The sequence below is a fragment of the Micromonospora sp. DT46 genome (genome assembly GCF_049841735.1).
In the GTDB taxonomy this organism is placed as follows: domain Bacteria; phylum Actinomycetota; class Actinomycetes; order Mycobacteriales; family Micromonosporaceae; genus Micromonospora; species Micromonospora reichwaldensis.
The window spans coordinates 56642-82310 of sequence record NZ_JBNCKW010000001.1 but is presented as its reverse complement, the minus strand read 5'-3'; the positions used below and the strand labels follow the sequence as shown (position 1 = coordinate 82310).

Genomic DNA, 25669 nt, shown 5'->3' with positions numbered 1-25669 from the left:
GCGGAGGAGTGCGCATGCAGCCGGAAGGCCCCTACAGGTTCACCCACATGTTGGGCGGATCTCCGGTCGGAAAGGCCTGGGCTGCCATCGACGGACAGGGCCGCCTGGTCACCGTGGCGGTCCTGGACGCCGCAGTGGCCGCAGCCCCCGGGTGGCGGGAGGCGTTCGCGGGAATCGTCAACTCCCTCGCGCAGGCGCAGGCGCCGAACGCGCTGCCCTACACGTACGCGGACTTCTCGGCCGCCTCGCCCTGGGTGGCGTACTCCTCCGAGGTGGGCCCGGGGGCCGAGAAGCTCTTCCGGGCGCTCGGCGTCGAGTACGAGCCCGCGCCGGCCGCCGCGCCCCCCGTCTCGGCCCCTCCCCAGCAGGTCTCCGGGATCCCGCAGTCGGTCTCCGGGGTCCCGCACCCGGTCTCCGGGATGCCGCATCCGGTGTCCGGGATGCCGCATGTGCCGTGGGCGATGCACACCAGCCCGGTCTCCGCCCAGCCGGCGTCGGCGACCCCGTACCCCGTTTCGGCCGCTCCGGCCTCGCCCGCCGCCTCCCAGGGCGTCCCCGCGCCGGTGGCCGGCGAGACGGTCCAGATGCCGGTCGTGCAGCCCCGTCCGCCCGCCGAGCCGCCGCCGGGCGACCCGTTCGCCGCGCCGGCCCGCCGGATCCAGTCCTCCACCCCGCCACCGCGCCGCACCGGGCGTTGGGTCGCCGTCGCCGCGCTGCTGCTGGTGGCGGCCCTGGGCGGCGGGGTCGGCGGCTGGGCGGTCACGACGGGCGGCTCGGGCGAGCCGGCGGCTGCGCCCGCGCCCACCTCCACCGCCTTCCCGACCGCCACCCCGGTCAACCCGGGCCTCAAGCCCTGGGCGCAGGCAGCCCTCTACAGCCCGGAGGAGCGGGCGCTCGCGACAGCGGCCCCGTCCATGGTCTTCGTGGAGGTCATCTTCACCGGCTACGTGCGGAACAAGCAGGGCGACGCCCCGCTGCGGGAGGCGCCCGTCACATTCAGCCGGCGATGCAGCGGGTTCGTGGTAAACCACGACGGACACGTCCTCACCAATGGTCAGTGCGTGCAGCCGACCGAGGACATCGTGCTCGCCGGCGCCCTCTCCGCCCTGGCCAACGTCCTCGTCAGCGAGAAGAAGCTCGACGCGAAGGACGTCTCCGCCTACACCCGGGCCAGGATGAGGACGACCCGCTTCACCGGCGCGGAGGCCACGACGGCACCCGAGGTCAAGCTCTTCGGACAGTTGAACGCGGCCAAGGGCGACGTCACGGACAGCCCGGCGATCCCCGGCACCATCGTCCGGGCACTCACGCTGGAAGAGGGCAACCTCGCGCTGGTCAAGCTCGCCCAGCAGAACCTTCCCGCCGCCGAGCTGAACCCCTCCGCCGCCGTCAGCCCGGAGACCCCGCTGCTGATCCTGGGCTACGGCACCACCGATGCCAGCTTCCGGTCCGCCACCTACACGGTGCTGTCCAAGCCCGTGCGGGTGACCGGGGTGGACACCCAGTCCACGGTCGGCGCGTACCGCATCAGCGAGGACGTCGGCCTCTACTCCCGGGGCGGGATCGCGATCGACCCGCAGGGCCGCGTCGTCGGGTTGCTCGACAACGACCTCCTCCGGCCCGACAAGGCCAACCGGCTGGTCGCGCCGGTGTCCACGATGACCGGCCTGCTCGGCGCGGCGGGAGTGCAGAACAGCCTCGGTGAGCCCGACAAGCTCTACCGCTCCGGCCTGGACGCGTACTTCGCCGGCGACGAGCCGGTCGCGATCTCCCGCTTCTCCGGTGTGCTGGAGCAGTCCCCGGCCAACCTGCTGGCCCAGGCGTACCGTCAGGCGGCCGTCGACAGCGGTGGAGGCGAGGGCGGCTCGTCGGCCCGGCCGGGCTGGGCGGTGCCGCTGCTCGTCGCCTCCGGTGTCGTGCTCCTGATCGGGCTCGTCGCGCTGACCGCGATGTTGTTCAGCCGGCGGGGGAACCGGGCGTAGGGCGGGCCTGGCGCGTGTCCCGGGGGCGGCGCCCGTCCGGCGCCTACGGCCGGCGTCCGCCCGTACCGGTGAGGTAAGGGCCGAGGCGTGTGCCCAGCACGACCAGCGCGAAGGCCCAGGGCAGCACGAGGGCGGCCGCCAGGTCGGGCCACCCGCCGTCCGGGCCCGTGCGCAGGACCCAGAGCACCGCCGCATGGCTCAGCACGACGGCGATGCCGCAGGCGGCGAGCCGGCCGACGATGTGCGCCGCGGGCGCGCCGACGCGCCCGTCGAGAGCCTCGGCCAGCAGGATGAATCCGCAGCTGAGCAGGATCGCGGTCAGCACACCGAACACCGGGTTGCCGAAGTCGCCGGCCTTGATGTCCAGCGAGCCACTCGCACCGATCAGCACCAGGCCCGCACCGGCCGAGACCATGCCGGCACCCATGCCGGCCGACAACCGCGACCGCAGCTCACGCAGGTGGCGACCGCAGAGCACGAACAGCAGGCAGGCCGGGACGAGGAACACGCCGAGCGGCCCGGCCGTGACCACGTCCGGAGCGAGGTGGGCGGCCAGCAGCCCTGCCAGGGCCATCCCCCAGGTGACGGCCGTCCCGAACCGCTCCAGCCAGCGGTACGCGACCGCGATCAGGAACAGCACCGAGACGAACCAGAACGCCGAGAACGGCCGGACGGCGGCCGTGCCCCCGTACAGCGCTCCGCTGAAGGTGTCCGATCCCACGCCGCCCTTCACCGCCGCCGCGGCCGCGAGCATCGCGAGCAGGATCACCAGCCAGGCCAGGTACGGCACGCCGAGGGTCTGCCACCGCTTCCGCAACTCGCCGCCGATAGGTCGGCCGGGCGTCCAGAAGTAGCCGGTGAGGACGAAGAACAACGGGACGTGCCAGGTGTAGATGACCGCCCTGGTGGTGTCGTCGATCCAGACGTGGCCGACGACGACGGCCGCGATTCCGATGATCCGGAGGGTGTCGATCCCGACGGACCGGGTGCCCACCGCGGGCGTCGTGGTGGTAGCGGCCATGGCGGGCATCATCGCAGACAATGACGACGGGTCATGTCCCGCCCCGCGCCGACCGCCCGCCTCCCGACGGGGGTCGAGGGGCGACGCCGGGAGCGTGGCGTGGTCGCAGGTCCCGGGCGCGCACGATCCGTCGCCGCGCATCGCATAGCCTTGCCGCGACGAACCGTCCGACCAGTGGAGGTCCGAGGGTGCCCGATGCTCTCTCCCCCTTCCAGCGCTTCCGGTCCGTGCCCCGGAAGGTCTGGATCGCCGTGGGGACGGTCGGGCTGCTCGTCTTCTCACTGGCGGTGCTCGCCTGGCCCTCGTCGCCAGTGGGGGAGCCGCAGGCGGCATGGTCGACGCCCGGCGGCGACGGGACACGACCGACGGTTGCCCCGGTCGACGGCACGACGTGCGCGGCGAACGTCACCGGCATGGCCGACTTCACGCCGGTCGCGGCGGTGGACCTGCCCGACCGCGTCGACTGGACCAACCGCAACCCGGCGTACGCGTTCGACCGCACCGCCGAGGTGGCTCGCGGCTTCGACCGGGTCGGCTACTGCCTCGAACTGACCGGCCCGGCCGGCCGGCAGTGGGTGTGGACCGCGATGGCGCCGTTCACCACCGACGCCCGCCGCCTCGGTCTGCCGACCCGGGGCGGTCAGATCGTGCGACAGCGGGTCAGTGACCTGGAGATCGCCTCCAACGTGGCGGGCCTGACGACCGGCACGGGGCTTCCCGGTTACCTGGAGATGTGGCCCAACTCGTACAACGCCGGGGCGTCCGGTCAGGTGCCCGGCGCCTCCGCCGCCCGTTTCGACGCCGACGACGACCTGCGCGGCGCCCTCGGGTACGGCTCGTTCCAGGTCCACCTGGTCGCCCCCACCCGCCCCTCCACCGTCGCACCGCAGACGGTGCTCGCGGTCAACGGGTTCACCTCGAAGAAGAACACGCTGTCGCTCGGCATCGGTACCGCCCCTGACGGCCACCCCGACTGGACGCTGGCCGACAACGCGGGCGCCTTCACCGAGCGCCGGTTGACGGTGTACGCGAGGCCGTCGGTGCTCACCCTCGCCCAGCACCCCCGCGACCGGCAGCTGTACCCGAGGGACGCCGAGAGCGGGGCCGTGGTCCCCGTGACCGGCAAGGTGCGCGACGCCCGAGTCAGGGCCGTACGCCTCAAGATCACCAGCGGGGCCGAGGGATGGGAGGAGACCCTGCCGGTCACCGGTACCGGTGACTTCACCTTCCGCCGGCGCATCCTGGCGGCGCTGCGGGAGTACCGCTTCGAGCTGCACGTGCTGGGCGATGGTCTGAGCCGCCGGGTCGGCCTCTGGGACGGGGTGGTCGCGGGTGACGTCTACGTCATCCAGGGCCAGTCCAACGCCGTCTCGGCGAAGTACCGGGGATCGTCCGCGGGGGAGGAGTCACCCTTCGTCCGCAGCTACGGCTCGTCCACCGTGGACCGTACGCTCTCGGCGTCCGACCGGGAATGGAACTACGCGGTCAGCGAGGCGATCCGGCAGCCCGGCTCGGTCGGCCAGTGGGGGATCCGGATGGCCCACCGGCTCTCGGACACCTACCAGGTGCCGGTGGCCGTCCTCAACGGCGCCGAGAACGGCAGGCCCGTCTCGTTCTTCCAGCGCAACGACGCCAGCCCGGGCGACCTCGCCACCAACTACGGTCGCCTGCGGCAACGTCTGGTGGCCGCCGGGGTGGTCGGGCGGGTCAGGGCCGTGCTCTGGTTCCAGGGCGAGTCGGACGACAACGACGCCGCGCGGCACGTGGCCGGGTTCACCGCCCTGCTCGGCGACTGGCGGCGGGAGATCGGCACCGACATTCCCGGCGGAAGCCGGTACTACGTCTTCCAGGTGCGCACCTCGCCCTGCGGTGACAGCGGTACCGGCCAACTGCGGGAGGCCCAGCGGCGGATGCGCGACACCCTCGGCGTGACGGTGCTGTCCACCAACGGCCTGTCCGGCCACGAGGGCTGCCACTTCGCGTGGGAGCAGGGCTACCGCGAGCTGGGCGACCGGGTCTTCCGCGTGCTGGCGCACGACCTGTACGGCGGCCCGGGGGACGGGGTGGCCTCCCCCGACCCGCGGTCGGCGGCCTTTGCCGACGCCCGACGCACCGAGGTGGTCGTCCAACTGCGCGACGACGATCCGCTCACGGTCCAGCCCGGGGCGCAGGCGGACTTCCGCATCCATGGCGGCACCGTCACCGTCACCGGCGTCGCGTACCGCGACGGCGGCCGGCTGGTGCTGACCCTGTCCGGCCCGGCCGACGGCGTCTCGGGGGTGAGCTACCTGGGCCACGCCGGGGCGGGGCCGTGGATCGTCAACGCGACGGGCGCCGGGCTGCTGGCCTTCCACAACCTGACGATCGCCGCCGGCGGCTCGTGATCCACCCGGGCCGGCTGGCCACCGCCTGGTCGCCGCTGCGTGCCGCGCTTCGGCAGGCCCGCGGGCTCACCGATCGGTCAGCGCGCCGGTCCGGCCCTGCGCGTGCCACGGCGTCAGCTTCCGCAGCGCCGCCCACCGTCCGTCCGGCCGGTCGGCGGCGTCCACCGGCCCGGTGGCCGGTACCGGGTCCGCCGTGGCGGACGCCGAGGAGGTCAGCATGAGCGTGATGAAGATCCACGACAGCCCGTCGACCGAGAGCGGGTTCCAGGTGACCTCGGTGAACGAGTAGATGACGAGCAGCACGACGGGCGCCTTCGCGGAGAAGGCCCGACCGTCGGTGACGCTCCCGTGCAGCAGGGTCGCCGCCCACAGGCCCCACAGCGTCAGCGCGACCAGGCCGCCGGCGAAGATGACCAGGACGTACCCCGAGTGGAAGAAGTGGGTGGGCGCCTCGCCGACGTCGCGCAGGTAGTACCACTTGGAGACCCCGACGCCGGTCGCCTCCGTGCCGGCGATGTACTCGCGGGCGGCCATCCAGATGTTGCCGCGATTGCTCAGGGTGGTCTTCGACGCCGTCCACGTCAGGTAGGTGGCCAGCCCGAGGGCGGCCACCACCAGGGCCACGCAGAGCGGGAAGCTGATCCGGAGGAACTGCCGCCACCGTTCGAGGACGAGGCTGCCCAGCAGCCAGAGGCCGGCGGCGGCGAGGGCCAGGTAGCTGGTTCGCGAGCCCGTGGCGACGATGATCAGCAGGCAGAAGGACGCCGATGCCAGCAGTTCCAGCCTCCGCATCGCGCAGAGGCTGGCGACCAGCGTGAACGACGCGAGCATGGCGATGTAGTTCTCGGAGTCGTAGAAGCTCTTGAACAGTGCCCCCGCCATCGAGCACTTCTCCAGCTTTCCGGCGGTGCACGCCCGCCACGACTGCCCGGAGAAGAGGGTCGGGATCGTCATCACCGACAGGACGGCCAGCCCCGTCCAGGCCATCGCCCGGTTGGTGAGGGCGGTGTCCCGGGACAGCAGGGCCACGGCGAGCAGCAGCAGCGCGGACGCCCCGTACGCCGCGAGTCTCGAGCCGTAGAGCCCGGCACCACTGAGGCTGTCCACGGCGAAACACCAGGCGAGCAGCGCACCGGCCATCAGCAGGCTGATCCGGCGCCAGATGTCGGTGGAGCCGCGCAGGCTGCGGCGGCCGGACACGACCAGCCAGACCAGCATGCACAGCACCAGCAGCCCGATGAGCGCGGAACTGCGGTCGCCGGCGAGCACGGGCGCGGCGTTGGTGAGCACCGCGAACCCGATGAGGGCGACCGCCGGTGCGCCGCCGCCGAAGGACGCGGTGACCTGCCGCCGGGCACGGACCAGCCAGACGGCAACCGTGAGACCACTCACCGTCAGCAGGAAACCGAAGAGGCCGACCAACTCAGGCCCTTTCTCTCGACGACGTCGGACCGGCGGCCGGCACGGCGTCACCGGGCGGCTGCCGGCGGAGGGCGGCGGCGAGGCAGCCCCACAGCAGTACGCAGAGGAGCGCGTCGCAGACCAGGCTGGAGACGACGGCTCCCTGCCAACCGTAGGCGGGGATGAGCCAGACGTTCAGCAACGCGTTGACGACCCCGACCGCGATCTGACACACCGTACGGCGGCCCTGCATCCGGCTGCCCGAGAGGGTGTCGGCCGCGAGGTAGTGCAGCGCCTTCAGCACGAGCAGCGCACTCAGCCCCTGCAGCGCCGTCTCGGCCGCCGCGAACTCGGCCCCGAAGACGTACGGCATCGTCCACGCGAATGCGACGAGCGCCAGGCTGGCCGGCGCGCTGAACATCAGGTAGCGCGGCAGCAGCCGTCGGGTGAGGGCGAAGGCGGCCCGGGTCCCGTCCCGGCCGGCCTCGAAGAACTTGGGGTACGCGACCGCCGCCATGGAACGGCCGGGGGTGTACGCGAAGTCGACCACCCGGTACGCCGCCGCGTAGATGGCGGCGCTCTCGGGGGTGCTCAGTCGCGACAGCATGACCTTGTCGAGGTCGTTGTAGACGGTCTGGGCCGACAGCCCCACGGCGAACAGCATCCCGGTCCGGGCCTGCCCCAGCGCTCCGCGGATGTCGAAGCCGAACCCGCCCGCGCCGCGCAGCCCGAACCCGATCACGAGCACGCTGATGACGGCGGAGATGACGGCCGACAGGGTCGCCCAGCCGTACAGCGTCATCGGTTCCGCAGCCGCGATGCCCAGGGCCAGCGCCCCGGCCAACCGACACACGTGCAGGAGTGCGGGGATGACCGAGGCGAGGAAGACCTGGCCCCGGGCCTGCACCGAGGCGGCCACGACCTCGACGAGGCGCCACGCCACCAGGTCGGCGAAGGCGAGGCAGGCGACCGCGACCACGCTCACCTGGGCGCCCCAGATGGCCACCCCCGCGGCGGTCACCAGGACCGTCGCGCCCGCGCCGAAGACGAGGGTGAGCAGCAGGCCCCGGGCGAGATGGCGGGGCCAGTCGGACGGCGAGTCGGCGTAGCTCTGGAAGATCAGGCTCGGCGCCCCGGCCGACGCGAACGGCGACACCACGGCGATGAGCGCGGTGATGCCGACGAACAACCCGTAGGTGTCGATCGGCATCTCCCGCGCGAGCAGAACGAAGAGCGCGCCCTGCGCGATGGTGCGTAGCAGGGTCCCCGTGAAGAACTTCCCGGACTTGCGCAGGAAGCCGTCGCCCCGGCCGGACAGGGAGGACCTCCGCCGGTGCGATCGCGGGCGGGCACCTTCGGGGGCCGCCACGGACCCGGCCGTGCCCCGGGCGAGCGTCACCGCTGCAACGCCTCCACCCACTGGCGGCTGACCACGGCGGGATCGAGGGCCGCGCAGCGTGCGTGCCAGGCCTTCTCGAAGTCGGCGTGGGTGGGACGCCCCTCCTGCGTCATCCTCCGCACCGCCTCCGCGAGCGCCACGGGGGTGGGCTCCGCCGCCAGCGTCCCCGGCACCAGCGTCGGGATCAACTCGTCCAGCGCGGGCACCGGCAGCGTGGCGACGGGCAGGCCGGCCTCGGCCGCCTCGACCAGGCTGAACCCGAACGTCTCGGCTCGGGAGGGGTGCACCAGCAGATCGGCCTCGGCGAGGAGCCCACCGACGCCGGGAACCCGGCCCAGGAACGTCACGCGGCCCTCCAGGCCCAGGTCACGCGCCTGGTTCTGGAGCAGTTCGCGTTCTTCGCCGTCGCCGGCCAGCGTCAGGTGGTAGGTCTCGGGCAGGAGGGCGAGGGCGGACAGGGCGCAGGAGTGGTTCTTGTACGGACGGAAGGCCGCGGTGGTGAGGAGTTGGATCCTGCGCGGGTCGACGACGGCCCGGGGCGCGACGAACGGGGTGAGTGGCATCGGGTTGGTGATGGTGACGACGGGCTGCTCCGGTGCGAGGTGCCGTAGGGTCCTCGCGACGCCCCCCGAGACGGCGACGACGAGCCGGGGCCGCAGCACACCGACCCGGGTGACCCGGGCGAGCGTCCGCACCCTGCGGTCGATGCGCAGCCGCTCCGGGAGCAGGGAGTGTTCCCATGCCACGAAGCTCCTGCCGGAGCCGGTGAGCGCCGCGCCCGCCGGCACGCTTCCCCACAGGCCGCTGGCCACGATCTCGACGTCCTTGGGAAGGGCCTGCAACCGTCGGCGCAGCGGCGGCACCGCCTCCATCAGGCGGGTGATCCGGGACCCCAGGTTGAGGGTGTCGATCGGCAGATCGCCGAGGCCGGCCGGGATCCCCCGCGACATCACGGTCGCCGAGACCTCCACGCCCTGCGCCCGGAGGCCCTGCATGAGCAGCGCGGCCGCCCGCTCCATGCCGTAGAAGGGCTCCAGTTGGGGCAGCACGAAGTGCAGACGCATCAGCGTTCTCCGTCGGTCGGGCGGGCACCGGCGGCGACGCGGGACTTGCGCATCGCCACCCGTTCCAGGGTGGCCCGCGGCACGAGGCCGAGAGCGGCCAGCACCGCGTTACGGGCCGACAGCGGCGAGTTCCGGCGAATGGCGCGCACCATCTCCCGTACGCCCTGCCCGTCGCGGGACTGGAGGGCGTAGCGGAGGGTCTGCGCGGCGATGAAGTCGGAGAAGGTCTCGGGGGACCACACGCCCTCCCACCGCTTGGCCCACTCCCACGACTGGCGCCAGTCGGCACGGGCGGAGATGGAGCCGGGGCTGCCCACGGTGTAGACGGCGGTGGCCTCCTCCACCTGCACGATCCTGGCGCGGGGCAGGCGAGCCGCCCGCACCAGCCAGTCCCAGTCCTGGTGCCGGGGCAGCGTCTCGTCCCACGGGCACCGGGTGGCCAGTTCGTGGGTGGTCACCAGGGTGGAGGTGGGCAGCGACTGGCGGCCGACGCCGAGGTGCCGGCGGCGGAAGAGGTAGTCCTCGGGAAGCATGCCGTCGCTGATCAGCGTTTCCGGGGCGGCGGTCGGGAGGGGAACGGCGCCGGCCTTGCGTTGCAGGATCCGGGACGACACGACGGGCAGCCAGCCCTCGGCGGCCAGCCGGTCGACCACCGGTACCTGGATCGCCAGCTTCGTCGGGAGCCAGGTGTCGTCGTCGTCCAGGAACGCCACGTGGCTGCCCGGGGCGGCGTGCGCGACCCCGAGGTTGCGCGCGTGCGAGCCCCGCCGGCCCCCGCCGGTGCACACGATCTCGTCCACGTGGCCCCGCAGTTCCTGCACGGACGCGGGAATCTCGGCCAGGTCGCACACGACCACGATGTGTACGGACACCCCCTGCTGCCCGCGCGCCGCCAGCACCGCCTCCGCGATGCTGGGCCTGCCCGTGGTCGGGATCACGACCGAAACGTCCGGCAATTGACTCTCCAAGCACTCGGCGCGCGGTGGACGGCGAGCGCGCACAGGAAACAGCAGACTGTGGGGGCCGGGGCCAGGGTGCCCGCGGAGTCCCCGGTCGGGGTGGCCGTCGAGGGGACGGCCCCCGCTCAACGGCTCAGCGACCACCGCCGCGGAAGACTTCGGACACCGTCCGGATCAGCACCTTGGCGTCGAGCCACAGCGACCAGTTCTCGATGTAGTAGTTGTCGAACCGTGCCCGGTCGGAGATCGGGGTGTCGCCGCGTAGGCCACTGACCTGCGCCAGCCCGGTGAGCCCCACCGCGACCCGGTGACGCATGGCGTAGTTGGGGTACTCGGCCGAGAACTTCTCGACGAAGAACGGCCGCTCGGGCCGGGGCCCGACGACGCTCATGTCGCCCCGCAGGATGTTCCAGAGCTGCGGCAGTTCGTCCAGCGACGTGCGGCGCATGAAGCGGCCGATCGGTCCGACGCGCTGGTCGTGCGCGATCGACCAGTTCGTCTGTGACTCGTGCTCGTCGACGGGACGCATCGAGCGGAACTTGATGATGTGGAACGGCTTGCCGTGGCGGCCGATCCGTTCCTGGTAGAAGAAGATGCCGGGACCGCCGTCGAGGAGCGTCGCGATCGCGCAGAGCAGCAGCACGGGGCTCAGCAGGAGCAACGCGGTGGCGGCGAAGGCGATGTCCGATGCGCGCTTGAGCGCCCAGCGGGGCCCGGACAGAGTGATGTCGCCGACCTTGACGATGGGGATCGCACCGATGTGGTCGCCGTGCGAGCGGGAGCCCCAGAGCCGCGGCACGGCCCACAGGTCGCAGCTCGCGCTGCGGGGCTGGCGGAGGACCTCCATCAGGGTCAGCTCCGGGCAGATCGGGTCGGCGATGATGAGCACGTCGCACTCGACCATCCGGACGAGCGGTTCCAGCTGGTCCAGGGTGCCGATCAGTGGGAGCGCCGTCGGCGTCTGCGGGGGCGTGGAGTCGACGCAGCCGACGAAGCGCAGCCCGTACTGGGGGTAGCGGCGCAGCAGCCGGGCGAGTTCCACGGCGATCGGGCCGCTGCCGATGATGATGGCGTTGTGCTCCACCCACCGACGCTTGCGCGCGATGGTGGCGAACTCCCGCGAGAAGGCGCGACCGACGAGGACCAGCCCGGCCGCGATGATCACCCCGCGCGCGAACCCGCCCACGTAGTCGGCGGAGTCGTGACGCAGCGCCGCGATGATGGTGACCACGGCCGCGGACGCGAGCAGCCGTCCGCAGAGGCTGGGCAGCTCGTCGAGGATGCTCACGTGGCGGCGGGCCCGGTAGAGCCCGCCCGCCGCGAAGATGGCCACCGTCAGGCCGGCCATGCCCAGCGTCCCGCGCCAGTACTGGTGGCTGAACAGCAGGGGCGCCAGCAGGGCGGCCACGTCGACGGGGGCCGTCATCATCCAGGCCCGCAGCCCCCGGGTGCGCGTGGACGCGCGGGAACTGGCGTACGGCAGCACCGCCGTCACGTCGAGGCCGGGTCGGGGCGCTCCGCTCGCCTGACCGCCTGCCGGTGGCGTGGAGGTGGGCAGCGAACCGGTGGCACCGCCTGCGGCGTCGGCCTCGTCGCTCACCCCCACTGCCATGTCTCGTGCCGCCACCTCATCGCGCTGCGGTGTCGTGGCGTGGTGGCCCATCGCCTGTTGCCTGGACATGGTTGGTCCTTCCCCGTTGACTGCCTCGGGGCGGCACACGGCGGCTTCGAGGCGAACGAAGGATACGACCAGGGCGGGCGGCCCACCAGAGCCGCATCGGGCAGTCCAACCTCCTACTTTCCGGCGTTGAGGATGTCTGCTACGGCGTCACGCCGGACCGCGTCGTAGAAGGACTTGGCCTTGTCGGTGTTCGCGAACACGACGCTCTCACTACCCACCCGGCCGGTGCCCTTGGTCGGGCTGGTGATGAAGCGCAGGTTGTTGCCGCGCAGGCCGCGCAGGTCGGTCGCCATGCTCAGCAGGGACATGTTCTCGTCCACCGACACGGCATTCGACGTGGCCTTGACGAAGGAGTTCAACCTTCCCGGGTTCGTGACGATGCCCCCGGACACGGCCCGGTCAAGGATGGCCTTGATGACCTGCTGCTGGTGTCGGATGCGGGCGAAGTCCCCGTCGGGGAACTGCTTGCGCTGGCGCGAGTAGTCGAGTGCCGTCTCGCCGTCCATCCGCTGCATCCCCTGCCGGAAGGTACGGAACGGGGGGTGGATCGAGGTGAAGTTCTTCTCCGCGTTGATGTCGATGCCGCCCAGGGCGTCGATGATCTCCTTGAACCCCGCGAAGTCGACCATCATGACGTGGTCGATCCGCACGCTCGTGAACTTCTCGACGGTCTGCACCATCAGCGGCACGCCACCCCACGCGTACGCTGCGTTGATCTTCGCGTCCCGGCCGCCCTGGTTGCCCTCCTTGGACCGGGGCACGGCGACCCAGGTGTCCCGGGGGATCGAGATGAGCTGGGCGCTCGACCGGTCCTTCGGCAGATGGGCCAGGATGATCGTGTCGGTGCGCGAGCCCGACGTGCTCTCCGGGTCGCGGGTGTCGCTGCCCAGGATCAGGATGTTCATCGCGCCCTTGGCCACCGTCTGCGGGCGCCCCGCCTCGGGCACGTCCGCGAATGCGTCGACGCGCTCGATGTCCGACTCCACCGAACGCAGGTAGAGCCCTCCGGCGATCATGCCACCGCCGCCGAGCAGCGCCACCACCAGCAGGCTGATGAGGGCGACGCGTCGCCACCGGCGCCGAGGCTTCGCGTGCTTGCCCGGCTGGGGTTCGGTCTGGTCGGCGACCGCGTCCGGCTCGACGAACTGTTGTGGAACTGGCATGGCGCGATGCTACTTATCCGCGAGGACGTGCGCGTACCCTCATCCGGCTGATGGCCGGCCCCCGTCCGTGCAGACCCGTCCACCTCGTCATGCGACCTCAGGGCCCGGACGGCGAGTCCGTCCGCGGCCAGCGCGGCGGTGGGCCCCCACAGCGACGCGGTGGCTCGCGTGCAGACGTCGAATGTCCTCATTGTCTGCTGGGGCTGCGGTCGGGAGTCGGGTGACTCTACGGTTACGGCGCTTCGCGATCGTCTCGTTGGCCGACGGGGGCACCGACGGTCAGGGCTGTCGGGTGTGGCTATTTCGGGCGACTGGATGGTTTCGGGCACTCCACTTCCAGACAGGAGCGCATGCATGAAACTGTCCATCCGGTCGAGAGGCGTGCTGATCGGCGCCGCGACGGCAGTCGTGGTCCTCGCGGGCGGTGCGGTCGGGGTGGGAGGCGCCCTCGCGGCGGATCCCACCGACGTACCGACCGAGACCAACGGCGGATCGATCGTCGAGGACTTCAAGTACCCGAACGCCGCCGAGATCCTCGCGACGCAGAACGTCAAGTTGATCCGTGGCGACGGGCACATCCTCCTGGTCGACTGCGCCACGCCGCCGGTCGGCGACATCGGCCTGTTGAAGGTCCGGACCACCGACGAGCAGATCGGCGCCGACGGCATCGGACGCGTCTGTTTCAAGGTGACTTCTCCGTCCGGGTGGCTCGAGCTCGAGGTTCCCGGGGTGTACGAGATCCGCGGTGACGGTCAGCGCACGGGCACGGGCCACGAGGTGACCGCCGAGCTCGAGAGCGACGAGGGCGAGGAGATCACCGTCGACGTGGACCCGGACGGCAGCACCCAGGTGGGCCTGGGCGCCGACCCGACCGCTTCGCCCACGATGCTCCTTCGGCTCACGGTGACCGGCTGACGTCAGCCGGTCGCGTCTTCCTTGAACACGAGCACCTCGACGGTCCGAACCGTCGAGGTGCTCCTCGGCTCGTCCCACTGCGGCACGGGCCAGTCCTGCGCATCATCCAACGGGGATCGGAGTGACCGTGAGTACGTCACCTGGTGTTTTCCTATCCAAACCTCCTCTTCCGGGCGCGGTCCGACGCCGAGCGCTCGTCGCAGCGCTCATGGTGCTGGCACTGCTCACCGGCTTCCTGCGAGCCACGCCCGCTCGGGCCGAGGACCCGGCGGTCCCCCCGGACCGCGCGCTGGTCGTCAACGCCTGGAAGTCGGGGGGAATGCAGGTCCGGGCGGCGGCCGAGATCGCGCTGCTCGGCACCGACGCGCAGGTCAGTGAGTTCCTCAACGGTGGTCTGGAGAAGGCCCAGCGATTCGACGAACTCGACGCGGTGGCCGGCGTGGTCGGCGAAGGCGGGCCCTCCGTGCGGGCCGCCGCCAAACAGGCACTGGACGCCGCCGACGCCGGCGACCTGGAGGCGGTCTCGGCGTTCCTCTCGCATGGCTGGCAGGGGCCTTCCGACATCGACACTCGGCTGTCGGTCAACCAGGTGATGGCTGTCGGGGGCGATCAGGTCCGCGAGGCGGCGCAGCAGGCCCTCGACTCCGAGAACCCGGCGGTGATGCGGGCGTTCCTCGACTCCGGCTGGCAGTTGCAGTGGCAGACCGATCAGCGGCTGCGGATCAACCAGGCGATGGCCACGGGAGGACCGCAGGTCCGCGCGGCCGGGCAGAAGGCGCTCGACGCCGGGACGCCGGAGGCGCTCGAGACCTTCCTGGCGTACGGCTGGTCGGTGGCGGCGGCCCAGGACGAGGAGGTCGCCACCCTTACCGGTCTGCTGGCCCAGGCGCAGGCCGCGGGCGAGGTGGCCGCCAGGGAGACGAAGCACGCCACGCAGGAGGCGGACCGGGCGAAGGCCGCGTCCGCTGCCGCCCGGCGGGCCGCAGCGGACGCTGCGCGGGCCACCGAGGCCGCGAGGTCGAACATGAAGGAGGCTGCCGCACAGGCCAGGCGAGCCGCAGTCGCGGCGCAGAAGGCGGCGCAGGCGGCGAAGGTCGCCGTGCAGGCGGCCGCCGCCGCGAGCCGTGCGGCACGGGCCGCCTCGACCGCCGCCGCGCGAGCGGCGTCCGCGGCCTCGAAGGCCGGTCAGGCGGCGACCAAGGCATACAAGGCAGCCGCCGACGCGGCGACGGACAGGACGAAGGCGGCGGACGCCCGCGCGAAGGCGGAGCAGGCCAACGCGGCGGCCCGGGACGCGGAGGAATTCGCCAAGAAGGCCGACGCGGCCGGTAAGGCGATCGAGGCGGGCCGGGACGCCGTGGCAGCGGCAAAATCGGCCGCCGCCCACGCGAGGTCGGCCGCGGCCGCGAACGACGACGCCGCCAGGCACGCCAACAGCGCCGGCGCGGACGCCCGGGAGGCGGTGGCCGCAGCCAACCAGGCCCGGGCCAACGCCGACCGGGCCACCAGGGCGGCAGCCGCCGCGGAGAAGTACCTCCAGGTGGCGATCAATGCCGCCTACGCGGCCCGCGACGCCGCGAAGCGTGCGGCGGTGAACGCCCGGGCTGCGGCGCAGGCCGCGATCTTCGCGGCCGACCATGCCGGAGAGGCGGCAGAGGCGGCGAGGCGCGCCACCGAGTACGCCAACGCGGCGACGCAGGCTGCCACGGACGCGGTGAACGCCGGCGTGCAGGCGGCGGCGGTCTACGAGGCGGCCCGCGAGGCCGACGTGGAGCGGCTGGCGGTCTCCCGGGACCAGGGGCTGGAGGCCGCGCAGGCGGCGAACACCGAGTACGAGTCCCAGCAGCGCGCGGGCGACTGGGACGTCGAGCAGGCGGCGAAGCGGGATGCGGAGACCAGGAGCCTGATCGCCGAGGTCCAGAACCCCGCCACTGCGCCGGCCAGGGCCGTCGCCGCCAGCCGCCAGGTTGCGCTGAACCTCACGTCGTCGCGGGGTGCCTGGACGCAGCAGGCTGCCATGGCGGCCCTGGCAGGCAGCGATGAGCAGGCGGTCGCGTTCGTCCGGACGGGGCTCGCCGCCACCGAGGCCCGGGACAACCGCCAGGCGGTCATGGACCTGGCGATCACCGAGAACACCGCACTGCGGGACGCGGCGCTGGCCGCGCTGGCCGGCAGCGACGCGGTGGTCGCGCAGTTCCTGCGCACCCAGAACTACCCGGGGCGCTACACGCAGGATCGGCTGAAGGTCAACCAGATCCTCGCTGCCGCCCGCACCGCTGGTGATGTCGTGCTCGAGCAGAAGGCACAGGAGGCGCTGGACGCCGACACCCTGCAGGCTCTGCGCGACTTCCTGGACACCGGCCAGTACACGGCTGCCGCCATCGGTGAGCGTGTGCGGGTCAACCAGGTCATCGCCGACCCGGCCAGTGGACCGGAGCTCAAGGCCGCAGCCCAGATCGCTCTGGACGGGCCCGCGCCCGGCCTGCGGGAATTCCTCGAGAGCGGCCGGTACATCGCCGCCGAGCGGGACTACGACAACGCCATTCACCTCACGGTCGTCGGCAGCCTCCTCGAGCGGATCAACGAGGTCGCAGAGACCGCCGTGACGAACTCGTTCGAGGCGCAGGCCGTCGCGGCACGGGCGCGTAACGACGCCGCTCTGGCCGAGCAGCACGCCCGGGACGCGCTTCTCTCGGCGGACAAGGCGGAGGGTTACGCGAACAAGGCGAGGGGCTACGCGAGCCAGGCCGCTCAGTCGGTGCAGAAGGCCGCAGCCGCTGTCGCGACCGCCAAGGACGCGTCCACCCGGGCCAACGCCTCGGCCCGCAGCGCCATCCGGTCCGCCGCCTGGGCGGTCGCCTCGCACAAGAAGGCGATCAAGGCTGCTGCCGAGGCCAACGCCGCCGCCAAGCGTGCGTACGACTCGGCCAGGGCCGCCGGGGAGGACGCCAACGCCGCCGTCGCCGCCGCCAAGCAGGCGTACGACACGTACTCCCACGCCCAGGGCCTCGAGATCGCGAAGTGCCACACGGAGTATGCGGCCGATCCCATCGTCGAGCTCGAGAGGATTCTGAGCGGCACGCAGCACGAGTGGTACCGCAACTGCGTCGCCAACGTCGTTCCCGACCCTGCGGAGCTGGCCAACCGGGCCTACACCAACGCCGCCCTGTGCGACATCTATCCCCAGGGCAGCCAGCTCTACCAGAACTGCATCCACTCCACCCTCGACCCCGAGTTCAAGGGGATGCAGCCGCTGATCTTCTTCGTCGAGTTGGTGAAGGGGCTCGTCGCCACTCTCGCTCCGGTCGGGGCGCTCGCCATCGTGCTCTGCGTCGCCACCGTCGTCTGCGGAGCCGTCGCGGGGACTCTGCTCACCGTCGGCGAGGTCGGGCTCAACGTCTACAAGCTGATCAACGGGGATCAGACCCTCGCGCAGACCCTGCTCAAACTCGGCCAGACAGCGCTCGAAACCCTGGTGTTCCTCGGTGCCGCGAAGCTCATCAGCGCTGGCTTCCAGAGCGCCCGTGCTCTCTACATCGCCAACCAGAACGCCAAGAAGGCGCAGGCGGAGCTGAAGGCGGTGAACGCCATCCGGCTGAAGATGGTGGAGGTCACCTCCTGCCTGTGGCGTGGCAGTGCCGTCACCCTCGCAGGTGTCGCGCTTCTCGCCCCAGTCGGTGCCTCCACGGCCACCGCCCCTGCCCCGTCGGTCGTTCACGACGCACGGCAGATCTCTCTGGCGGCACCGCAATCCGCGCCAGGGTGTGGCGTCGAAACGGTACGGGAGGCCGAATACGAGTGGCGGCATCCGGAGAGCAGGAGCCTGTTCGACGCCTATCTCGACGACAAGGGCGGTCTCTGGATGCTGGTCGAGGTCACAGAGGGGTCCCCCGTCCGAGGCAGAGACATCTTCATTCGGATCATGTCGCTGTTCGGGAGCCGCGTGAAGACGGTTGAAGGTAACCTCGTGGACTCCAACAAGGATTCCTTCGCCGCCGCGCTTGCCGCCGGAAAGACTCCTACAGAGGCGGCATGGGCGACCTGGACCGGAAAGATGGCGCGTGAGCACGGCTACACGAAGATTCTCCACGTCGATCAGGAGGTTCTTCCGGACAAGCCGGTGCGGATCACCTTCGGGAGGCCATAAGTGATCGTATGGGACGAGTGGCATCCGTTCCTTCGCCGGATCGTGAACGAGGGCGGCGACATCGGCGACGTGGCGCGTGCCATCAGAGATCACGGCGAAGGCCGGTACATCCAGGCGGGGCGCGCGGCGCGAGAGGAGTTCGGCCTGCCCCTGCCCGACGTCCTGAAGATCATTGCCTGGGCCGAGGCGAAGGGTGGCGACGAGGGCCTGGCTGAACTTCGGGCGGAGATCCGCACTCCACTGAAGTGATCGCTGATACCTGTCTCCTCCGAGCGGACGTACGAGTTCGGACGGCCTGGGTGATGTGACCCGCTGAACCGATCGCTGGGCGTCTGTGATGGTGAACCTCCCGAGCGGGAGTGCCTCTGGTTCGAGGCGCTCCCGCTCGGGCGCATCCCGCCCCGCCTTCCGCTCGCCCACTTCACCGGCGCCGGCGCCAGCTTCCACTACACCTGACCGCCTGCGGCTGGTAGAACCCTTGCGTGGACGCAACGAAGCTCCGACGGGCCATCGCCCGCACCCCTCTCGCCCCCGTCGCGGCCTTCCCCAAGCGCCTGGCCCGCGTCGTCCGCCACGACGCCAAGGTGCTGCGCACCTCGGCCCGCTGGCTGGTCACCTCGCGGGAGCACCACAACTACACGTACGAGCTGACCAAGCTGAGCCGGCACCACCTCGCCTGGTTCGTCAGCGTGGTCTGCGACGTGCCCGTCAAGCAGGTCCGCGCTTACTTCGCCGAGATCGAGTCGGACGACGCGCTGCGCCGGCACATCGAGTCCGCCACCGCCGGCGCCGCCCGCCGGGGCCTGGCCGACCGGCAGGTCCGCTACGCCCGCCGCATCGGGTGGTACGCCATCGTGCGCGCCACGAAGCCGACGCACGTGGTCGAGACCGGCGTCGACAAGGGGCTCGGCAGTTGCGTGCTCGCCGCCGCGCTGTTGCGCAACGCCGCCGACGGGCAGCCCGGCCGGGTCACCTCGCTGGACATCAACCCGGAGGCCGGCTACCTCGCCCGCACCGCGCCCTGGTCGGAGGTGGTCGACCTGGTGATCGGGGACTCGATCGCCTCCATCGCCGCGCTGGACCGGCCGGTCGACCTCTTCCTGCACGACAGCGACCACAGCCGGGCCCACGAGAAGCGCGAGTTCGAGGCCGTCGAGACCAAGTTGGCGCCGGGCGCGATCCTGCTCACCGACAACGTCACCGCCACCAACGTCCTCGCCGAGCACGCCGAGCGCACCGGCCGGCGGTTCCTCGCCTACCGGGAGACCCCCGCCAACCACTGGTACCCCGGGGACGGCATCGGCGTCGCCTGGTGATCGCGGTCGTGCGGGCCGGGTCGGCGCGAGGTGCCGGAGGCCCTCGACCAGCCGGGGCACGCTGAACGGGCGTCCCACGCGACGACGCCGGCACGGGAGCAGGCGGGGGCGACGGTCGCGCGCGGGCCGTGGCAGGGTTGCCGGATGCGGTTGAGTGCCATCCACACGTACCCCGTCAAGGGTTGTCGCCGGCTCGACCACGACGTCGCGGGCGTCGAGCCGTGGGGCCTGGCTGGCGACCGGCGCTGGATGATCGTCGACGCGGACGGCGTCGGCGTCACCCAGCGGGAGACCACCCGCCTGGTCGGCCTGCACGCCACGCCCCACGACGGTGGCCTGCTGCTGCGCGCCGAGGGGCACGACGACCTGGCCGTGCCCGAGCCGGTCGGCGGCGAACCCGTCGCGGTGCGAACCTTCCGCAACCGCAAGCTGCCGGTGCCGGCGCTCGCCGCCGGTCCGGCGGCCGACGCCTGGATCGGCGCGCTGCTGGGCCGCGCCGTCCGGCTGGTCTGGCTCGCCCGACCGACCCGGCACATCCCGCCGGGCGACCGGGAGCACGACACCGGTGAGCAGGTCAGCTTCGCCGACGCCTACCCGCTGCTGCTGGCCACCGCCGCCTCGCTCGACGCGCTCAACGGGTGGCTCGCCGAGGCCGGCGAGGAGCCCGTGCCGATGGCGCGGTTCCGCCCCAACCTGGTGGTGGAGGGCGCGCCGGCCTGGGCCGAGGACGACTGGGTCGGCCGCCGGCTGCGCATCGGCGCCGCCCGCTTCCGCGCCGCCGGGCCGTGCGACCGCTGCGTGGTCACCACCACCGACCAGGAGACGGGGGTACGCGGGAAGGAGCCGTTGCGCACCCTCGCCCGGCACCGCAAGGTCCGGCAGAAGCTCCTGTTCGGACTCCACCTCGTTCCCGCGGCCCCGGGCAGCGTCGCGCTCGGCGACGAACTGGTGGTGGAGGACTGACCGGCGGCCCGCCGGCTCGCTTCGCGCGCCGGCGGGCGGACCCTCGCGCGTGGCGGCCCTCGGCGCGGCGCGGCGGCCCGGCGGACTTGTCCGCCCCGGCGGCGGTACGGCAGCATCGACCGGCGTGACCGACGGTACCGCTCCCACGGCAGACCTGCGCGCCCCCGGGCGCCGCCGCGCGCCACGCTCCCGGGCTCCCCGCCGGCTCGCCGTCGGCGGTGTCGCGGTGCTCGCGGCGGTGCTCGGCCTCAGCCTGGCCCTGCGCTCCGGGCCCACCCCCGCCTGCGCCGCGCCGCCGGCCCTCGCCGCGCCGCCCGCCGCCGGCGTCGTCCACAAGGGACAGGCCACCTTCTACGACTCGGAGGGCGCCGGCGGGAACTGCTCCTACCCGGCCGCGCCCGCGAACCGGCTCTACGTCGCGTTGGGCCCCGACGCGTACGCGGCTGGCGCGGCCTGCGGCGGCTACCTCGACGTGACCGGCCCGCAGGGCACCGTGCGCGTACTCGTCATGGACCAGTGCCCGGAGTGCGCCGACGGGCACCTCGACCTCTCCCGGGAGGCGTTCGCCCGGATCGCCAACCCCGCGGAGGGGGTCGTGCGGGTCAGCTACCGCGCGGTGGTCGACCCGCCGCTGACCGGCCCGCTCACCTTCCGGATGAAGGAGGGCTCGTCGCGGTGGTGGTTCGCCGTCCTGGTCGCCGGCCACGGCAACCCGCTGCGCGCCGTCGAGGTGCGGCCGGTAGGCGCCGGTGGCTGGCGCTCGGCGGCGCGGGAGGACTACAACTACTGGCTCGTCCCGTCCGGCGCCGGGCCCGGCCCGTACGAGATCCGGGTCACCGACACCCGGGGTCACCGGGTCACCGCCACCGGCGTCCGGATGGCGCCGGGGCAGGTTCAACGCGGCACGGTCCGGATGTACGGCCGGGGTGGCGCCGCCGCGACCCGCTCACCGTCGCCCACGCGGCCCCCCTCGGCCCGGCCCGGTCCGACCGGCACGGCCCCGGCGACCCCGTCGGCGGTGCGGTCCCCCGACCGGCCGGTGGCGGACGCGGCGGTCGAGCCTTCCGCGCTCGCGTCCACGTCGCCGCGCGCCTGCGGGGGCTGAGGGCGCGCCCGGCTCAGCGCCCGGGTGCCGGCGGGGCGGTCAGGTCCAGCCACATGAGGATCTCGTCGCGGTCGTCGCCGGGGGCGACCCGCAGCGCGCCGGGCAGCCGCCCGATCTCCCGGTAACCGAGCCCCCGGTAGAACCGGTCGAGCCCCAGCCCGTCCCGGACGGTCACGTGCAGCGCCTCCCAGCCCATCCCGCGGCCGAGGCGCTCGGCCTCGCGCATCAGCGCGGCGCCGTACCCGTTGCCCTGGGTGTCCGGGTGGACCATCACCCGCTTCAGCACGCACCAGTGCGCCTTCAGGTCGAACCGGTTGTCGCAGAAGATCAGCGCGGCGACGGGCCGCTCACCCGAGTACCCCACGAGGAGGCGGTCCGGGCCCTCCGCGATGCCGGCGAAGGTGGGATCCGCCGTGTGCCGTACGTCGGCGACGGTGACCGGCGGCACGAAGCCGACCGCCCCGCCGGCGTTGGTGACGTCGACCCAGAGGGCGACGATCCGTTCCCGCAACTCGGGGGTCAGCTCGGGATCGAGGACGAAGCGCAGGCTCACCCGGTAATCCTGACCGCGCGGGCCCCGCGCCGACCCGCGATCGTGACGCGCGCGACAGGGCGCTCGGTGCGGGAGGGGGGACTCGAACCCCCACGTCCTTTCGGACAATAGGACCTAAACCTACCGCGGCTGCCGTTACGCCACTCCCGCCGACCCGCTGAGTCTAGAGTGTCGCGCCGATCCGGTGGTGGGCTCGGTCCCGGCGCGGGCGGCGACCTCAGTCCAGCCCGAGATCCCGGCGCAGCTTGGCGACGTGGCCGGTGGCCTTCACGTTGTAGAGCGCGCGCTCGATCTTGCCGTCCGCGTCGATGACGAAGGTCGAGCGGATCACGCCGGTCACCGTCCTGCCGTACGACTGCTTCTCGCCGTACGCGCCGTAGGCGGTCAGCACGGACCTGTCGGTGTCGGCGACCAGCGGGAAGGTGATGGCGTCGCGCTCGCGGAACTTCGCCAGCTTCTCCGGCTTGTCGGGCGAGATCCCGACGACCTCGTAGCCGGCGGCCTGGAGCGAGGCGAGCGAGTCGCGGAAGTCGCAGGCCTGCTTGGTGCAGCCGGGCGTCATGGCCGCCGGGTAGGCGTACAGCACGACCTTGCGGCCGCGCAGGTCGGTCAGCGAGAGCGTCTCGCCGGTGTCGGTGGGAAGGCTGAACTCGGGCGCGGGGTCACCGGGGGAGAGGCGGTCGGGCGCGGTCATGGCACGACCCTACCGCCGGCCCCGGCCGTCCCCGGACGGCACGCCGACCCCGACGGGAGCGCGTCCTGGCCGCCTCCGGGACGGCGCAACGAGCCGGCCGGGACGCCGCCCCGGCCGGCATGCCGGGTCGGCGGCGGACACGCAATCGGGCGTACGCCAGTTGCCAACTCTTGGCAACAGCCAAGCGGGGGAAATAGGCTGACGTCAACGGCCAGGCCTGGCCGGGCGACGCGTGGGAGGCCGCGTGGAGAACCTGGCGATGCACATCTCGAACGGGATCGTCGACGGTCCCGTCGCGGCGGTGTTCGCGGCGGTGGCGCTGCTCGCGATGACGTTCTGCGTCCTGCGCGGCAGGCGTGACCTGGACGACCGGTTGGCCCCGATGGCCGGGCTCGTCGCGGCCTTCATCTTCGCCGTGCAGATGCTCAACTTCCCGATCTTCACCGCCGGCGTCAGCGGTCACCTGCTCGGCGGGGCGCTCGCCGCGATGCTGGTGGGACCGTGGGTCGGCGCACTCTGCGTGGCCGTGGTGCTGGTCGTGCAGGCGCTCGTCTTCGGCGACGGCGGCGTGGCCATGCTCGGGCTCAACATCACCAACATGGCTGTGCTCGGCACCGCTGCGGCGTACCTGCTGATCGCGCTGCTGCTCCGGGTGCTGCCGCGCACCCCGGCCGGCCTGGGCGTGACCGCCTTCGTCTCCGCGCTGGTCAGCGTGGTGGTCGCGTCGATGGGCTTCGTGCTCCAGTACCAGCTCGGCGGCACCACCGACCTCGGCGGCAACCTGGGCGGTCTGGCCGGCACGATGGCCGGCGTGCACCTGCTGATCGGCATCGGCGAGGGCCTGATCACCGCGACCACGGTGGTCACCGTCGCGAAGGTGCGGCCCGATCTCGTCTACGCGCTGCGCGGGCTGCGCGCGGCGTCCACGCCCGCCGTCCCGGCCGTCGGAGGTGTCCGGTGAGGAAGCGTTCCTGGGGATTCGTCGTCGGCGGGCTGCTGGTGGCCCTGCTCCTCGCCGGGGTGGTCAGCAACTTCGCCTCGTCCCACCCCGACGGGCTGGACTCGTCGCTGCGCGAGGGCTGCACCTTCGACGCCGACGACAACATCACCGGCGGCAACTGCCCCGCCCAGCGGGAGCGCGAACACGAGGTCGGCGGGCCGCTGGCCGACTATGGGGTGGCGGGGATCGACAACGAGTTCCTCTCCACCGGCCTGTCCGGCGTCCTCGGCGTGCTGCTCACCTTCGCGGTGGCCGGCGGGGCGTTCTGGCTGGTCCGCCGCCGCGGCCCCCGGGACGAGGACGCGGCCGGGGGCGCCCGCACCCCCGTCGGGGCGTCGGGTCGGGAGTAGCGACCGGATGGGCGCCGGGCACGCGCACGTGCTGTACCGGGACGCCGCGTCACCGGTGCACCGGCTCCCGCCCGAGGTCAAGATCGCGGCGATGGTGGCGTTCACCCTCGCCGTGGTCGGCACCCCGCGCGAGGCCTTCTGGGCCTTCGGCGCGTACGCCCTGCTGGTCGCGGTGGTGGCGGCGCTGGCCCGGGTCGGGCCCGGCTGGCTGCTGCGCCGGTCGCTGATCGAGCTGCCGTTCGTGCTGTTCGCGGTGGCGCTGCCGTTCCTCGGCGCCGGTGAGCGGGTCGACGTGCTCGGCCTGAGCCTGTCGTCCGACGGGCTGCTCGGGGCGTGGAACATCGTCGCCAAGGGCACCCTGGGCGTGCTCGCCTCGCTGCTGCTCGCCGCGACGACCACGACCCGGGACCTGATCGTCGGCCTGGACCGGCTGCGCTGCCCGCAGATCCTCACCCAGATCGCCACGTTCATGCTGCGCTACCTGGACGTGCTGGTGGGCGAGGCCCGCCGGATGCGGGTGGCGCGGATGTCCCGGGGCGACGATCCGCGTTTCCTGTGGCAGTTGCGCGGCTTCGCGACCGGCGTCGGCGCGCTCTTCCTGCGCGCGTTCGAACGCGGCGAGCGGGTCTACCTGGCGATGCTGTCGCGCGGCTACACCGGGCGGATGCCGGCGGTGTGGCAGGGCGCGGGCGCGGCGACCGCCGGGCAGTGGCTGGTCGCGGCCACCGTGCCGGTCCTGGCGGCCGGCATCGCCGCCACGGCCGTCGTGCTGACATGATCGGTGCCGTGCAGACCGCCCTCTCCCTGGACGTTCGTGGTGTCCGCTACGCGTACCCGGACGGGCACGTCGCCCTGCACGGGGTGGACCTGACCGTGCCGCGCGGCGACCGGGTGGCGCTGCTCGGCCCCAACGGCGCCGGGAAGACCACGCTGGTGCTGCACCTCAACGGCATCCTCACCCCGGCTGAGGGGAGCGTGAGCGTCGGCGGGCTGACCGTCAGCCAGGACCGGGCCACGCTCGCCGAGGTACGCCGCCGGGTGGGCATCGTCTTCCAGGATCCGGACGACCAGCTCTTCCTGCCCACGGTCGCCGAGGACGTGGCGTTCGGGCCGGCCAACCTGGGCCTGCGCGGGGCGGAGCTGTCCGCCCGGGTGGACGAGGCCCTCGCCGCGGTCGGGATGGGCGAGCACCGGGACCGCGCGCCGCACCACCTCTCCTTCGGGCAGCGGCGCCGCGTGGCGGTGGCCACCGTGCTCGCCATGCACCCGGAGATCCTGGTCCTCGACGAACCGTCGTCCAACCTCGACCCGGCGGCCCGCCGCGAGCTGGCCGGGATCCTGCGCGCCCTGCCGGTGACGCTGCTGATGGTCACCCACGACCTGCCGTACGCCCTGGAGCTCTGCGACCGCTCGGTCATCCTGGACGCCGGCCGCGTCGTCGCCGACGCCCCCACGGCCGACCTCCTGGCGGACGCCGACCGCCTCGCTAGCCACCGCCTCGAACTCCCCCGAGGCTTCACCCCCACCCCCACCCCCCGCTGACGCCCCCGCGCCCCACCCCGAGGCGTCGAT

Annotated in this window: 21 protein-coding genes and 1 tRNA gene; 12 read left to right on the top strand and 10 right to left on the bottom strand. The window is 72.7% G+C overall.

Features of this window, described 5'->3' with window-relative positions; genetic code table 11:
* The first annotated feature begins 14 nt into the window (after positions 1-14).
* The gene (locus tag ACLQ20_RS00345; RefSeq protein WP_425853847.1) at positions 15-1982 is read left to right on the top strand and encodes a trypsin-like peptidase domain-containing protein; all 1968 of its coding nucleotides are present in this window, start codon (positions 15-17) and stop codon (positions 1980-1982) included.
* A 43-nt stretch (positions 1983-2025) separates the two neighbouring features.
* Here ACLQ20_RS00345 and ACLQ20_RS00340 read toward each other — a convergent pair whose 3' ends face one another.
* Positions 2026-3003, bottom strand: a complete 978-nt coding sequence (locus ACLQ20_RS00340; RefSeq protein WP_425853846.1) for an acyltransferase family protein — start codon at positions 3001-3003, stop codon at positions 2026-2028.
* Between the two features lie 188 nt (positions 3004-3191).
* On the opposite strand from ACLQ20_RS00340, the gene ACLQ20_RS00335 reads away from it, so the two are divergent.
* Entirely contained in the window at positions 3192-5387 is a 2196-nt protein-coding gene (locus tag ACLQ20_RS00335) for a sialate O-acetylesterase (protein WP_425853845.1), read from the top strand.
* Positions 5388-5453: 66 nt separating this feature from the next.
* Here ACLQ20_RS00335 and ACLQ20_RS00330 read toward each other — a convergent pair whose 3' ends face one another.
* The 6 genes from ACLQ20_RS00330 to ACLQ20_RS00305 form a co-directional block, all read right to left on the bottom strand.
* Positions 5454-6779: an O-antigen ligase family protein gene (locus tag ACLQ20_RS00330; RefSeq protein WP_425853844.1), complete on the bottom strand. Its 1326-nt coding sequence runs from the start codon at positions 6777-6779 to the stop codon at positions 5454-5456.
* A gap of 31 nt (positions 6780-6810) precedes the next feature.
* Entirely contained in the window at positions 6811-8187 is a 1377-nt protein-coding gene (locus ACLQ20_RS00325; RefSeq protein WP_425853843.1) for a lipopolysaccharide biosynthesis protein, read from the bottom strand.
* Positions 8184-9251, bottom strand: a complete 1068-nt coding sequence (locus tag ACLQ20_RS00320) for a glycosyltransferase (protein WP_425853842.1) — start codon at positions 9249-9251, stop codon at positions 8184-8186. Before ACLQ20_RS00320 ends, ACLQ20_RS00325 begins: the two co-directional genes overlap by 4 nt.
* Positions 9251-10189, bottom strand: a complete 939-nt coding sequence (locus tag ACLQ20_RS00315) for a glycosyltransferase family 2 protein (protein ID WP_425853841.1) — start codon at positions 10187-10189, stop codon at positions 9251-9253. The genes ACLQ20_RS00320 and ACLQ20_RS00315 overlap by 1 nt, the downstream gene beginning before the upstream one ends.
* A gap of 154 nt (positions 10190-10343) precedes the next feature.
* Positions 10344-11891, bottom strand: coding sequence for a sugar transferase (locus tag ACLQ20_RS00310; RefSeq protein WP_425853840.1), 1548 nt, complete (start codon positions 11889-11891; stop codon positions 10344-10346).
* Between the two features lie 113 nt (positions 11892-12004).
* The gene (locus tag ACLQ20_RS00305) at positions 12005-13054 is read right to left on the bottom strand and encodes an LCP family protein (RefSeq protein WP_425853839.1); all 1050 of its coding nucleotides are present in this window, start codon (positions 13052-13054) and stop codon (positions 12005-12007) included.
* Positions 13055-13408: 354 nt separating this feature from the next.
* On the opposite strand from ACLQ20_RS00305, the gene ACLQ20_RS00300 reads away from it, so the two are divergent.
* From ACLQ20_RS00300 to ACLQ20_RS00275, 6 genes are all read left to right on the top strand, one after another.
* The gene (locus tag ACLQ20_RS00300) at positions 13409-13969 is read left to right on the top strand and encodes a hypothetical protein (RefSeq protein WP_151454405.1); all 561 of its coding nucleotides are present in this window, start codon (positions 13409-13411) and stop codon (positions 13967-13969) included.
* A 208-nt stretch (positions 13970-14177) separates the two neighbouring features.
* Positions 14178-18116 (top strand): ALF repeat-containing protein, encoded by a 3939-nt coding sequence (locus ACLQ20_RS00295; protein ID WP_425853838.1) that lies wholly within the window; start codon positions 14178-14180, stop codon positions 18114-18116.
* Positions 18117-18365: a hypothetical protein gene (locus ACLQ20_RS00290; protein ID WP_151454407.1), complete on the top strand. Its 249-nt coding sequence runs from the start codon at positions 18117-18119 to the stop codon at positions 18363-18365.
* A 233-nt stretch (positions 18366-18598) separates the two neighbouring features.
* Complete coding sequence (locus tag ACLQ20_RS00285) at positions 18599-19432, top strand: class I SAM-dependent methyltransferase (RefSeq protein ID WP_327030655.1); 834 nt, start codon at positions 18599-18601, stop codon at positions 19430-19432.
* Positions 19433-19576: 144 nt separating this feature from the next.
* Positions 19577-20395 carry an MOSC domain-containing protein gene (locus ACLQ20_RS00280; protein ID WP_425853837.1) on the top strand — a complete coding sequence of 273 codons (819 nt, stop codon included), beginning with the start codon at positions 19577-19579 and terminating at the stop codon, positions 20393-20395.
* A 124-nt stretch (positions 20396-20519) separates the two neighbouring features.
* Positions 20520-21500 carry an expansin EXLX1 family cellulose-binding protein gene (locus ACLQ20_RS00275; RefSeq protein WP_425853836.1) on the top strand — a complete coding sequence of 327 codons (981 nt, stop codon included), beginning with the start codon at positions 20520-20522 and terminating at the stop codon, positions 21498-21500.
* A gap of 13 nt (positions 21501-21513) precedes the next feature.
* On the opposite strand, the gene ACLQ20_RS00270 is transcribed toward ACLQ20_RS00275, so the two are convergent.
* The 3 genes from ACLQ20_RS00270 to bcp form a co-directional block, all read right to left on the bottom strand.
* Positions 21514-22053: a GNAT family N-acetyltransferase gene (locus tag ACLQ20_RS00270; protein WP_151456740.1), complete on the bottom strand. Its 540-nt coding sequence runs from the start codon at positions 22051-22053 to the stop codon at positions 21514-21516.
* A gap of 67 nt (positions 22054-22120) precedes the next feature.
* Positions 22121-22203, bottom strand: a tRNA-Leu gene (locus tag ACLQ20_RS00265).
* 67 nt (positions 22204-22270) lie between these two features.
* Positions 22271-22747 carry a thioredoxin-dependent thiol peroxidase gene (gene bcp, locus ACLQ20_RS00260; RefSeq protein ID WP_151456739.1) on the bottom strand — a complete coding sequence of 159 codons (477 nt, stop codon included), beginning with the start codon at positions 22745-22747 and terminating at the stop codon, positions 22271-22273.
* Between the two features lie 244 nt (positions 22748-22991).
* Between bcp and ACLQ20_RS00255 the strand changes: the two genes are divergently transcribed.
* Genes ACLQ20_RS00255 through ACLQ20_RS00240 form a run of 4 tightly spaced genes read left to right on the top strand, consistent with a single transcriptional unit; the run spans position 22992 to position 25639 of the window.
* Complete coding sequence (locus tag ACLQ20_RS00255) at positions 22992-23708, top strand: energy-coupling factor ABC transporter permease (RefSeq protein WP_151456738.1); 717 nt, start codon at positions 22992-22994, stop codon at positions 23706-23708.
* Positions 23705-24097 carry a PDGLE domain-containing protein gene (locus tag ACLQ20_RS00250; RefSeq protein WP_151456737.1) on the top strand — a complete coding sequence of 131 codons (393 nt, stop codon included), beginning with the start codon at positions 23705-23707 and terminating at the stop codon, positions 24095-24097. The genes ACLQ20_RS00255 and ACLQ20_RS00250 overlap by 4 nt, the downstream gene beginning before the upstream one ends.
* Before the next feature lie 7 nt (positions 24098-24104).
* A complete protein-coding gene (gene cbiQ / locus ACLQ20_RS00245) occupies positions 24105-24875 on the top strand; it encodes a cobalt ECF transporter T component CbiQ (RefSeq protein ID WP_151456736.1) in 771 nt (256 codons plus the stop codon).
* Complete coding sequence (locus ACLQ20_RS00240; protein ID WP_425853835.1) at positions 24872-25639, top strand: energy-coupling factor ABC transporter ATP-binding protein; 768 nt, start codon at positions 24872-24874, stop codon at positions 25637-25639. The genes cbiQ and ACLQ20_RS00240 overlap by 4 nt, the downstream gene beginning before the upstream one ends.
* The last annotated feature ends 30 nt before the right edge of the window (positions 25640-25669 follow it).